This window comes from Pedobacter psychrotolerans, from assembly GCF_004340665.1.
In the GTDB taxonomy this organism is placed as follows: domain Bacteria; phylum Bacteroidota; class Bacteroidia; order Sphingobacteriales; family Sphingobacteriaceae; genus Pedobacter; species Pedobacter psychrotolerans.
Genome location: NZ_SLWO01000001.1, coordinates 332,924 through 346,301 on the forward strand (window position 1 = coordinate 332,924; position 13,378 = coordinate 346,301).

The 13,378-nt window shown below is 37.2% G+C and carries 8 protein-coding genes; 5 read left to right on the forward strand and 3 right to left on the reverse strand.

The window, feature by feature from the left end; translation table 11 throughout:
- Positions 1-113: 113 nt before the first annotated feature.
- The 4 genes from EV200_RS01420 (at position 114) to glgB (ending at position 8,384) form a co-directional block, all read left to right on the forward strand.
- A complete protein-coding gene (locus tag EV200_RS01420) occupies positions 114-2,993 on the forward strand; it encodes a TonB-dependent receptor (RefSeq protein WP_132529044.1) in 2,880 nt (959 codons plus the stop codon).
- 153 nt (positions 2,994-3,146) lie between these two features.
- On the forward strand, positions 3,147-3,773 hold the full coding sequence (locus tag EV200_RS01425; RefSeq protein ID WP_132529045.1) for a hypothetical protein: 627 nt from the start codon (positions 3,147-3,149) through the stop codon (positions 3,771-3,773).
- Positions 3,774-3,900: 127 nt separating this feature from the next.
- Complete coding sequence (locus tag EV200_RS01430) at positions 3,901-6,363, forward strand: glycoside hydrolase family 31 protein (protein WP_132529046.1); 2,463 nt, start codon at positions 3,901-3,903, stop codon at positions 6,361-6,363.
- A 59-nt stretch (positions 6,364-6,422) separates the two neighbouring features.
- Positions 6,423-8,384: a 1,4-alpha-glucan branching protein GlgB gene (gene glgB / locus EV200_RS01435; RefSeq protein ID WP_132529047.1), complete on the forward strand. Its 1,962-nt coding sequence runs from the start codon at positions 6,423-6,425 to the stop codon at positions 8,382-8,384.
- 132 nt (positions 8,385-8,516) lie between these two features.
- Here glgB and EV200_RS01440 read toward each other — a convergent pair whose 3' ends face one another.
- Both EV200_RS01440 and EV200_RS01445 read right to left on the reverse strand, forming a co-directional pair.
- Positions 8,517-10,706 carry a TonB-dependent receptor gene (locus EV200_RS01440; RefSeq protein ID WP_132529048.1) on the reverse strand — a complete coding sequence of 730 codons (2,190 nt, stop codon included), beginning with the start codon at positions 10,704-10,706 and terminating at the stop codon, positions 8,517-8,519.
- Positions 10,707-10,763: 57 nt separating this feature from the next.
- A complete protein-coding gene (locus EV200_RS01445; RefSeq protein WP_132529049.1) occupies positions 10,764-11,102 on the reverse strand; it encodes a DUF6660 family protein in 339 nt (112 codons plus the stop codon).
- A 197-nt stretch (positions 11,103-11,299) separates the two neighbouring features.
- Between EV200_RS01445 and EV200_RS01450 the strand changes: the two genes are divergently transcribed.
- Entirely contained in the window at positions 11,300-11,620 is a 321-nt protein-coding gene (locus EV200_RS01450) for an RNA polymerase sigma factor (protein ID WP_132529050.1), read from the forward strand.
- A 755-nt stretch (positions 11,621-12,375) separates the two neighbouring features.
- On the opposite strand, the gene gap is transcribed toward EV200_RS01450, so the two are convergent.
- Complete coding sequence (gene gap / locus EV200_RS01455) at positions 12,376-13,374, reverse strand: type I glyceraldehyde-3-phosphate dehydrogenase (RefSeq protein WP_029283032.1); 999 nt, start codon at positions 13,372-13,374, stop codon at positions 12,376-12,378.
- Between the last annotated feature and the right edge of the window lie 4 nt (positions 13,375-13,378).

A 13,378-nucleotide genomic window follows, 5' to 3' on the forward strand; every position in this document is an offset into this window, starting at 1 on the left:
TGTCAATCAAAATTATTAATTCATACGTAAATATTACACCAATATTGTTTGTGAATCTAAAAAAAAGGATTTAAGTTTATATAACTAATAATACAAACCAAATACATCTATCTATGAGCAGAATTTTTACAAAGATCTTCTTTGTGTTATTATTCATGTGCACAATTAACTCATTTGCACAGGCACAAAGTATTACGGTTACAGGAATCGTGAAAGACAGACAATCAAAAGAAGGGCTGGCAGGCGTAAGCCTTACCATTAAAGGACAATCTGGGGGTACGGCTTCTACCTCAAATGGTACTTTTAGCTTTTCAACTTCAGTAAAACTTCCTTTTACGCTGGTTGCATCATCTGTAGGATATGGTACCGTAGAGCAGCAAATTACCAATGCCACTTCAGGAATTAATATAGAGATGGAGACCGCAGTTGTTTTAGGTGGTGATGTAGTTGTATCCGCATCCAGAACTCCCGAACGGATCCTTGAATCGCCGGTTTCCATTGAGCGGATGAGTGCCGCCACCATTAGAGAAATTGCTGCCCCCTCATTTTATGATGCCTTAAACAATATGAAAGGTGTGGAAAGCAGCATGCAAAGCTTAACCTTTAAATCAATTAATACGAGAGGTTTTAATTCTAACGGAAATACGCGGTTTAACCAATATATTGATGGTATGGATAATCAGGCCCCCGGTCTGAATTTTTCTGTAGGTAATATTGTGGGCATCACCGAGCTGGATATTGATAACGTAGAGCTTTTACCAGGTGCATCTTCCGCATTGTATGGTGCAGGCGGTATCAATGGAACCTTGTTAATGACTTCCAAAGATCCATTTAAATATCAAGGAGCTAGTTTTCAATATAAATCTGGTGTTAACCATGTTAACGATGATAACAGCAGTGTACAACCTTTTAACCAACTTGATGTTCGGTTGGCAAAATCATGGAACAAAAAATTTGGTGTGAAGGCTGCATTTTCATTTCTTCAGGCAAAAGACTGGTTTGGAAATAACTATTCTAACTTTGACCGGAATGCCAGAACGGCAAAAACAGGTGACCGTAGCAGTGACACAAATTACGATGGTATAAATGTATATGGAGATGAAGTAAGCCAGAATATGCGTAATGTTGCGCAAAGTGTAGTGGCTGCCGGAACGGCTACTTACGTTCGGAACTACGGTTTAGCTACTGGAGGATTAGTTCCTAGCCAAACTCAGATTAATACGTTTTTAGCTTCAAATGCTCAAACCCAGCCCTTTTATGTAGGCTTAAACACACCGGGTTTAATTCCAAATCAGAATGTATCCAGAACAGGTTATAATGAATCAGACCTAGTGGATTATGATACTAAATCTCTTAAGGCTTCCGGAGCAGTTTATTATAATTTTACCAGCACCATTCAGGCTGTGGCACAGGCCAACTGGGGAACAGGTACCTCCGTTTATACGGGCTCTGATCGTTATTCTTTAAGGAACTTCAACATTGGTCAGTATAAAATTGAATTGAAGGGGCAGGATTTTTATTTAAAAGGATACACCACCCAGGAGCGTTCTGGAGATTCATATATTTCTTCCATTTTGGGTAGTTATATTAATGAAGTTTCTAAGCCATCTACCACATGGTTTCCACAATACATTGGTAATTATGTAGGGGCTAGGGCTGCCGGGCAAAGCGATGCCGCGGCACATGTAATTGCCCGCAATGCGGCCAACCAAGGAAGGTTTTTACCAGGAAGTGCTGAATATGAAGCTGCAAAAAATACCATCATGAATACTACAATCAGTGCTACATCAATCAATAGCACAGATCCGACAAAAAGTGTTTATGGAGCGAAATTCGATGATAAATCCAATCTCTATCACTATGAGGGCATGTATAATTTTACCAATGCATTTAACAATGTAGTGGAGTTTCAGGTTGGTGCATCCTATCGTTTGTATGATCTTAATTCTGCCGGAACCATCTTTAATGATTTAAATGAATCCATCGATATCAATGAATACGGTGCATTTGCTCAGGTTGGTAAAAAAATGCTTAATGATAAACTAAAGGTTACTTTTGCAGGTAGATATGATAAAAGCCAGAATTTTGAAGGCCGCTTTACACCGCGAATCACTGGAGTTTTTACGGTAGCAAAAAACAATAATATCAGGCTGTCTTACCAAACCGGATACCGCAATCCAACCACACAAAACCAATATATTGATCTTTCTGTAGGTGGCGGATCACAACGCTTGATTGGCGGTTTGCCTGAAATTATTTTCGGGAAATATAAATTAGATACTAATAAGCCTTTTACCGATGTAAGTTATCGTGCTTTTATTTCGTCTGCAGCTACAGGTACAGCCAATCCGGCGTTGCTACAACAATATACATTCGATACCAGGGGCGTGCGTCCTGAAAGTGTGCAGTCTTACGAGTTAGGGTACAAAGGTTTAATTATGCCTAACCTGTTGATTGATGCTTATGGTTATTACAATATTTATAAAGACTTCATTACCGCTGTTGATGTTTATCAAAATGTAGGTACGCTTGCCAGTCCAACTTTTGTGAAATTTGGTGTTCCGGTTAATGCAGCAGGAGAGGTAACCTCCTATGGTGCAGCTTTAGGATTGGATTATCTGATTAATAAGTGGACTTTAAGCGGAAATGTTTCCTATAACCAGATTGGCGATTTACCTGTAAACTACATCAATGATTTTAATACGCCAAAAATTCGTTTTAATCTGGGTTTAGGCAACAGGGAAATTATTAAAAACTTTGGCTTTAATGTGTCTTACCGCTGGCAGGATAAATTTTACTGGAATTCTTCATTTGCTTCTGGCGATGTTCCGGCGTATAGCTCGCTTGATGCACAGGTGAGTTTACAAATCCCTTCTGTAAAATCGGCAATTAAGTTAGGTGGATCGAACGTGATGAATAAATATTACATCACTTCATACGGTAACCCTGCTGCGGGTGCCATTTACTATATATCTTATTCTTTTAATCCTTAAAGGTAAATTAAAAAATACTCTGCCACCCGATACCTAAAAAGTATCGGGTTTTTTTATTGTACTTATTTTTAGCAACTCAATTCATTATTTTTGATTAATGTTTTGCACATTTACAGAACAAGAAAACTACAATAAATCTGATTAGCCAAACCAATGAAAAAAGTATTTATCCTGATTGCCATTAGTCTCTCATTAGCTGCATGTAACAGCAAACAAAAGAAAGATAGTTCAAATGATGAGCAAGATACCAGCCTGACTTCAACGGAACAAAATCAGCAAAAAAGTCCGATTGTAGCTGGTGATAGCATTGTTTGGGCCAAAGTTCCTGAACTTAAAAATATAGGTACATTTCCTTTCTTTACGCCTACAGGTGAATTGGTTATGGCAGATGCTAAAGATGGATCGTCAGAAATTTTTGATGATGTGGTATTCAATAATTATATCGGAAGCGGAATATACCCAACAAAAGGGAAGTTAGGGATTCTGGCATTTGAAGACCATCAGGGTAAGCCTTTTAATAAATTGTTATTTGACGATACATTTGATGAATGGATAGAGAAATCAGGCGCACCAATGATTTATGAAGGCACCTTTCCATCCAATGAAGAAGCTAAAAAAAAGCTTCATGAAAATCTGTTCAACGGTAAAAAAAGAACACTTGGTTTAGCTGATGACGAACCTTTTGCAATGTATGTCTTTAAAAATGAAGGCAAAAAATATGTTATTAATGTTCAATCCAATTCTGCTCAGGGAAAAGTTTTTGTGATGGAATTAAAATAGATTTCGGCTCTCAAACCAAACACACTGAAAAATCTATATCTTGCTATAAAATATTTGTATAATAGTACTTTCTTAAGCACATCCCGGTTTAAGAGCTGATTTAAAGTAAATTTTGAATAAATAAAGGATGGAAGAGCAAAACGATAAGCCAAATGAGGTAAATGAACTGGTAGATACTGAACAGGAAATACAGCATTTAAACAATCCTGTTGACATATCGGTTAAACCAATTGTTAAACAATATCTCGGCGCCGTAAAAAAAGTAAAAAAAGAAGGGAATCGATTTTATTTCTCTGATGGAGATGCAAGGGTTGAGATACGTGTAGTGAGTGATGAGATTATTCGGGTTCGTATGGCGCCACATGGCGTTTTTCTGGATGATTTTTCTTATGCAGTACCTGAAGTAGATCAAAAAGTGTCTGTATTTAAAATGCAGGAGCACGAAAGTCATTATACCATATCTACCCATTCTGTTACCTGCAAAATAGAGAAAGAGAACTTTCATATTTCCTTTTCTGATAACATCACCAATTTGGTGATGGTTGATGAGGCAAACTCCATGCATTGGGAAGAGAATACTGATTTTGGCGGTTATTATATTTACGCGACAAAAAAATGCCATCCGGAAGAAAACTTTTTCGGACTAGGGGATAAATCAGGAAATTTTAATCTTCGTGGCCGTCGCTTCGAAAACTGGAATACTGATGCCTATTCTTTTGGTTGGAACCAGGACCCATTATACAGAACTATTCCTTTTTATATCGGGTTGCATAATGAAGCTGCATATGGCATTTTCTTCGATAACACTTTTAAATCATATTTCGATTTTGGTGGTGAGGATGTAAATAAAACCAGCTTCTGGGCAGATGGCGGCGAATTACAATATTATTATATCCATGGGCCACATATTATGGATGTGGTTAAACGTTATGCCAGCTTAACAGGAACCCATCCAATGCCTCCAAAATGGACGTTGGGTTATCAGCAGTGTCGCTGGAGTTATTATCCTGAAACAAAGGTTAAAGAAATTGCCAAGCAATTCAGAGATCGAAAAATTCCTTGTGATGCCATTTATCTGGACATCGATTACATGGACGGCTATCGCTGTTTTACCTGGAATAAAAAATATTTTCCTGATCCACGCAGAATGATCAAGGAACTTTCCAATGATGGTTTCAAAACTGTTGTGATGATTGATCCGGGAATTAAGGTAGATGATGATTATTGGGTATTTAAAGAAGGAAAAGATAATAAATACTTCTGCAGAAGGAGTGATGATTACTTTATGGAAGGCCATGTATGGCCTGGCCGTTGTCAGTTTCCCGATTTTACCAACCCAAAAGTGCGAAAATGGTGGGGTAAATTGTATGAGGAACTGGTAGATATGGGTGTTGCAGGTTTCTGGAATGACATGAATGAGCCAGCTGTTTTTGGCTCAGGAACCTTTCCAAATGATGTTCGCCATAATTATGATGGCTTTCGCGGATCACACCGCAAGGCACACAATGTTTACGGCATGCAAATGGTTCGCTCAACTTATGAAGGGCTTAAAAAACTCATGCGCAACAAACGCCCTTTTACCATAACCAGAGCAGGTTATTCAGGTATGCAGCGTTATGCTAGCGTGTGGACAGGAGATAACATTGCCACCTGGGAACACCTTAAAATAGGAAACATTCAATGCCAGCGCTTATCTGTTTCTGGCGTACCTTTTTGTGGAACGGATATAGGTGGTTTTAGTGGCGAACCTGATGGGGAATTGTTTACCCGCTGGATTCAGTTAGGTACATTTTCGCCATTTATGCGGGCACACTCTGCAGGTGATACAGCCGAGCGGGAACCCTGGAGTTTTGGTGAATTTTTTGAAGATATCAACAGGAAATTTATTGAGCTTAGATATCGCCTGATGCCTTATCTCTATTCCGTTTTCTGGGAACATCACCGTTATGGTTTTCCAATTTTAAGGCCATTGGTGATGCTTGAGCAAGAGAATATTAGCAACAGTTTCCGTCAGGATGAATTTTGCTATGGCGATAAATTATTAATTTGTCCTGTTTTAGAACAAGGCGCAATATCCAGAAAGGTTTATCTGCCAAAAGGTACGTGGTACAACTTCTGGACAAATGAAGTTTTGGAAGGTGGGAACGAATATACGGTAGAAGCGAAAATTGACAGCATGCCTATCTTTGTAAGAGCTGGTGCTGTGATACCAGAATACCCGGTGATGCAGTATGTTGATGAAAAGGCCATTACCGAAGTTTCTCTAAATATTTATAGCAGTGATTATGAGGTTAATTCATACATGTATGAAGATCATGGAGATACCTTTGCCTTTGAACAGGATATTTATCTGGAGAAAAAATTTACCGTAAAGGCAGATTCCCGGATGCTGAGGGTTAACCAAAGGATTGAAGGACTTTATACTCCGAATTATGAATTTTATGCATGCCAGTTAATGGGACTAAAATTTCAGGTGAAAAAAATCATTGTTGATAATAAAGAGGTAAGCGATTATGAGGTAGATGATAAAAATGTGCTGCACTTCAAATGCCTTAAAAACTTTACAGAAATACAGATTTTAAGTCTGTAAATCTTTTAGCCCCAAACGCTGTTTAGTGTTTGGGGTTAAATATATCTAGTCAATTTACTATGCCATTAAAAAAACAACCTGAAAAAAATATAGCCGTTACACCCATAGATACCAGCAAATCAGTTTGGGTATATAGCCTGTTTACAGATTATGATATTGATCTTTTTTCCGTTGGAAAGCATTTCAGACTGTATGAAAAAATGGGTTCTCATCTCATCAATGTAGAAAAAACAGAAGGGATATATTTTTCGGTATGGGCACCAAATGCCCTGAAGGTTAGTGTAGTAGGTGATTTTAATGATTGGAACAATGCTACTTATCCACTTTATAAGAGACTGGATAAGTCTGGAATTTGGGAAGGATTCATCCCCGGAGTTTCTAAAGGCGCAGTTTATAAATATTTTGTTAAAGGTTTCGATGAATCCGAACATTTAAAAGGCGATCCCTATGCTAGAAAATGGGAACATCCGCCACAAACGGCTAGTGTGGTTTGGGACACTGATTATGCGTGGAAAGATAAAACTTGGCTTTCCAAAAGAGCAAAGATCAATGCCCTTGATCAACCGATTTCGGTATATGAGTTGCATTTGGGTTCATGGGAACGTGATCCGGGAAATCCTGAACGTGTGCTTAATGCCAGGGAAGTGGCCAGTAGGCTAGTGCCCTATGTTAAAGAAATGGGTTTTACTCATGTAGAGTTAATGCCGGTAATGGAATTCCCTTATTTTCCAAGTTGGGGCTATCAGATTACAGGTTATTTTGGCGCAAGTTCCCGTTATGGCACTCCACAAGATTTAATGTACCTTATTGATGCATTTCACAAAGCAGATATTGCAGTAATTTTGGATTGGGTACCCTCACACTTTCCCGGAGACAGGCACGGGCTCTATGAGTTTGATGGGACACACCTTTATGAGCATGCGGATATGAAAAAGGGATTTCATCCCGATTGGAAATCTTATATCTTTAATTATGACCGCAACGAAGTTCGTTCATTTTTAATCAGCAATGCCGTTTTTTGGATAGACCAATATCATGCTGATGGATTGCGTGTAGACGCCGTGGCTTCTATGCTTTACTTTAACTTTTCAAGAGAAGATGGCGATGCCGCTACTAATGAATACGGTGGAAGTGAAAATCTAGGTGCCATTCAATTTCTTCAGGATCTTAATGTGGCTATATATGGGAATTTTGAAGGGGTTCAAACCATTGCTGAAGAAAGTAGTACTTATCCGGGCGTAACACACCCTGTTCATACTGGCGGTCTTGGTTTCGGAATGAAGTGGATGATGGGCTGGATGAATGATACGCTCAAATATTTCAAGGTGAATACCCTGGAAAGAAAACATTTTCATCATCAGCTTAGCTTTAGTATGACCTATGCTTTTACTGAAAACTTTATGCTTCCCTTTTCGCATGATGAAGTGGTGCACGGAAAATCGCCTATGCTCTACAAAATGCCTGGTGATGACTGGCAGAAGTTTGCAAATCTGAGGGCGCTTTATGGTTATATGTTTACCCATCCCGGAGCTAAACTCTTGTTTATGGGAAATGAATTTGCCGATACTAGCGAGTGGAACTTTACGCAGTCGTTAAACTGGCACCTGCTTCAATACCCCGGACATAAAGGAATGCAGGAAACGGTTAAGGCGCTAAATTTTTTATACCGGAAAGAACCTGCACTTTATCATTTCAATTTTAGTTATGAAGGGTTTGAATGGCTTGATGCAGATAATACTGATGAATCGGTATTTGTTTTTATGAGGAAGGGACCAAAAGCAAAAGATACTTTGGTCATTGCCATCAACTTAACACCTGTAGTTCGCGAACATTATCGCATTGGCGTACCCTTTAAAACCAAATGGAAAGAGATTTTTAACACCGATGACATTGTCTTTTACGGAAGTGGAATCAATAACAATGGAGAAATTATTCCCAATAAGGAGGGTTATAGTGGACAGGAATATTCAATCGATATTACCCTTCCTCCATTGGCTGTGACCATATTTAAAAGCAAATAGAATTAAATAAGAAAAGCCTCCCATTGCTGGAAGGCTTTCTTAAACTCTGGAGTGGAAGCTTCCAGAGCGGATGCAAAGATATGAAAATAGTTTTCTTTGGCAACTGTTATTTGAAATTAGTTGATTATCTTTTTAAAGCTTCAATTTAATCCCACCATTAAAGGTCCTGCCTTCAGTGTGTGTCCAGATATCGTCGAAATTTGGGTTAAGGTGTGATCCGTTGACCACACTTTTATACCTGCTTTGTCTGGTATCGGTGAAATTCTCTGCATTAATAAATACGGAAATTTTTCCAAAAACCTTTTCAGCCATAAAGCCAAATTCCCAAAAAGCACTGGTGAGTTGATTGTTATAAAGGTATTGGCGATCGGTAAAATAACCTTCCAGCCCCAGCTTAAAATTGCGTTCTTTTTCATAAAGTAAAGCCAGATTCAGTTTGTTTTTTGGTAAAAGCCTGATGTTTTGAATAACGGGCAGGTAATCTGCTTTTGCATCAGTGAAGGTATAACCTGCAAAAAGTTTAAAGTATTCTTTAAAAATGATTTTTGCATTGGTTTCAAAGCCCCTGCTTTGTACAGGTTGAGGAGTATTTTCAAAATGAAATGAACCTGAATTATCCTGAAGCAAAATAGTAGAATTATTAATTCTGGTATAGAAAAACATTTGGTTAAGGCTGATTAACCAGTCAGCACCTAAGGAAGTTTTATAATTGATATCTGCGGTACCGCCATAACTTTTTTCTGCTTTAACATTGTTAAGCGGAAGAAGGTTCTGGTATTGAAAAGTTTCAGTTTGTTCTGTGAAGAGGGTTGGCGTTTTGTAACCCAATCCGCCACCAATTCTTGAACTCCAATGATCGTTGATTTTGTACAAAGCAGAAATCCTTGGTAAAACGAAGGCTTCATTTTTGCGGTAAAGCGTATTGAAATAATTAACTAAATCTAATCTTATGCCACTCTCCAGCTTAAAACGATCAGATAAATCCCAGGTTTGCTGTGCATAAAGACCGGCAGTTCTGGTGGTGAAATTTTTTGCCAGATTCGGAAGCTGATCTTGCTCAGCAAACTTATCATATACGATGTTCAGCCCAAAAATCAAGCTTTGATTTTTGATGTTTTTTAAATAGCTTATATCTGTATAGGCATTGTAATTGATTCCGTTAAAGGTATAATCAGGAATGGCTATATCTCGTTTAAAGTAATTGAAGCTGGTTTTAATTTTTAATAAATTAGACGCATTTACCTTATAGCTAAAATCTAGTGTAGAAGTGTTGCGAAGGCTTTTATTGCTTTCAAAATATCGGTGATTGGCATCTGCACCATCGTTAATTACAAAAATATCTCCACCTGTGCGGTTACTTTTCGTAAAGGCATTACCAATAATTAAGGTTGTTTTTTCATTTGGATAATAAAATAATTTTGGATGAACGGTGAAATCGTCCGTTTTTGGGAGTTCCGTAAAGTCATCTTTGTCTACATCATAAGCCTTTTGAAAATTAGTTAATGCCAATAAACTATAACCCCATTTTCCTTTCCGTTGCATACTAAATGCACCAATATTGGTTTGGCCTACATTTGATTGATTGAGGATGAAATTGAAATCAGCCTTTTCCCTTGGTGTTCTGGAAATGAAATTGACCACTCCGGCAATGGCTCCTGCACCATAAAGTGTAGAGGATGGACCTTTGATAATTTCAACCTGCGCCAGGTCAAGGGGCGGAATTTCCAGGATGCTTAGCCCGCTGGCAAAATTCCCGAAACTGGCATAACCATCTTTTAAAAGCTGTGTATAGCGACCATCAAGCCCCTGAATCCTGATACTGGCATTGGCACTGGTTGCTGAGGTTTGCTGGACGGCAATTCCCGTGCTTTCATGCAGAATCATTGAAACATTTGCCGGTCGCATATTACTTTTCTCATCAATTTCTTCCAGTTCGATGGTTTCTACCCGAGTAGGGGTATTCTGGATGGATCTGCTGGTTCTTGTAGAAGAAACAATAACCTCTTCCAATTCATCTTCTGCTGGTTCCAGAAAAACTTCATAAGTTTTAACCTCGTTTAAAGGGAAGGTAAGGGGTAGGCGTTGTTCTTGGAAACCCACATTTCTGATGATAATAATTTGGTTACCATCTGGGATATTACCGAAACTTGCTGTACCATTTGCACTGGTTTTAGCAAGAAGGTTAGTGCCTTTAATCAGCACTGTTGCATTACTGAGAATGGTTTTATCTACCTTATTTTTGACTGATATTTTAAGACTGTTTTGTGCGCAAGCACTGGCTACACAAAAAAATGTGCATAGCAATAATATTATTTTTTGCATTGGTATATAATAAATTGAATAAATCGGACCCTTAATAGAGGTCACTAATGGAATCGGTTAAACGATAAAAACATTATTCAATTTTGGCGGTTGCCAGATGTTCTGAGTATAATCGGTTACATTTCTACTTTTATAACCAGATTTCTTTTTATTTAATGAAAATAATTTAGGCTTTACAACTGATATATCGTTACTGATGTTTACAATGGGTTGTCCGCAGCAATTGCAGGTACACAATGGTGAACAGTGGTCATTATCAGGGATACTTTCAGTTTTTGAGATTTTTGTGATTGTATTAATTCTCTTTAGATTGAGATCCAAGTTCAATTGATCTTCGCAAGTGATGCAAGATAACAGCAGGATGGCTAAACTCAAAAAGTAGATTAAAATTTTCATTAACGAATCAAATGTACAAAACCTGTATGAATATTTAAGTTTTCATGAGGAATCAATGGCTTTTTTCAATTTCAGGTGTTAGCATTAATGGCTATCCTCTTTGATTCTCTACATATTCCGCTGGGTTGTTTGATAGTTGGTGCATTCATCGAACAAATAAAACAAATGTGGTGTTAGATACTAAACTGATCAGCAAAATGCAAGTTTTATTTAATCTAGCCAACCAACCAGATTCTAGCTATGGCTTAGATATTTGGCTTCATGATCAGGAAATTTTTCTTAGTAATTTAAGAGCTGGTAATTCTGAAGCTTTTAAATCCTTATATAAACAATATGCTGCAGCCATTTACGGAATGGTGCGCAGAAAAGTTGCAGATGAACAAACCGCTGAAATCATTTTAGAAAAAGTATTTATTGATGTATTTGCTTCTATCTCATTATATGATGAGTCCAAATTCAAAATCTTTACTTGGTTACATCAAGTTGCCAATCGGCAGATTAGTCTTTATCAACTTTAAGGAAGGGCATTAGTTTACCTGCAGTTTATTTTACATTAGAAATTAGCAAAAGTCTATTGCTTCAGAATATTAATACAGTTTTTACAGAATGTAATCTTTCCGGGTTATGATGATTAGTTAACTTTTTCTTTCTATATATATTCAAACCCCAAATTCCTTATTTATCTGAAAAAGAAAAAGGAGACCTCATCCGAGTGTCTCCTTTTTTTCTAACCAAATATAAACCTGTTATGAGCCAGGCTTTGTCTTTAATCCTCCATTTAAAATAATTTTAGCAGGAGAATGATTTATCTTTTTTAATGGTAATAAACATCGTTCCGTTTATTACTCTACAAATATAGTAAAAAAAATGATAGTGTAAAAAATACACTATGAAATTTTTATATATTTTTTTTGTCATTTTTTAATTGTTGCCCACTTTTCGGAAGCAAACTGCCTTTAAAAATAACCACGTTTCAAATATAAGTCCTAAATATGTTAAGTAATTGTTAAATAGTATTAAATTTTAACTTTATAAGTTAAATAAATCACTTTTTTAGTTAAATTTTTAAAAATGATAGATGTCTTGTGTCTTTTATGAGACTTTTTTAAGGATAATATTTATTTAAAGACTATTTTTTAAGTGCTTAAGTATTATATGGGTGATTACAAATAATATTTTATTAGTGAAAATTAGATTTGTAATAAAAAAGCGACAATTATCAAAGATAATGTCGCTTTAAATATACTTTATTTAGCCTAATGGCTATTTTTGATTATAAACTTGCGTAGTATTCAACAAATTTAGCAAGTGCAGATGAATATCCCCACTCGTTATCATACCATGAAACCACTTTTACAAAGTTATCATTTAATGAAATACCTGCTTTTGCATCGAAAATAGAAGCGTGATCATCACCAATGAAGTCAGAAGATACAACCTCATCTTCAGTGTAAGCCAACACGCCTTTTAATTCACCTTCAGATGCAGCTTTCATTGCCGCTTTAATTTCTTCGTAAGTTGCTGCTTTTTCTAAGCGAACAGTTAAATCTACTACAGAAACGTCTGCAACTGGAACACGGAAAGACATACCAGTTAATTTACCTTTTAATTCTGGTAATACCATACCTACTGCTTTAGCTGCGCCGGTTGATGAAGGGATGATGTTAGAGAAACCACCACGGCCACCTCTCCAGTCTTTAGCCGAAGGACCATCAACAGTTTTTTGAGTAGCTGTTACTGCGTGGATAGTACTCATTAAGCCTTCAACGATTCCGAAGTTATCATTTAAAACTTTAGCAATAGGAGCTAAACAGTTTGTAGTACAAGATGCGTTAGAAACGATAGTTTGATCAGCCGTTAATTTATCATGATTAACACCCATAACATAAGTAGGGATGTCGCTATCTTTAGCCGGAGCAGAGAAAACAACTTTCTTAGCACCTGCTGCGATATGTTTTTCAGCATCAGCACGGGTTAAGAATAAACCTGTAGATTCGATTACTACTTCAACACCTACTGCATCCCATTTCAAATCTGCTGGATTTCTTTCTGCCGTTACACGAATTGTTTTACCATTAACGACTAAGTTACCATCTACAACTTCAATTGTACCATCAAATTTACCATGTGTAGTATCATATTTTAACATGTAGGCCATGTAATCCGGCTCAATTAAGTCGTTAATAGCTACAATTTCTAGTCCTCTTTTTAATGCGGCTCTGAAAACCAGTCTGCCGATACGGCCAAAGCCGTTTATTCCAATTTTGCTCATTGTT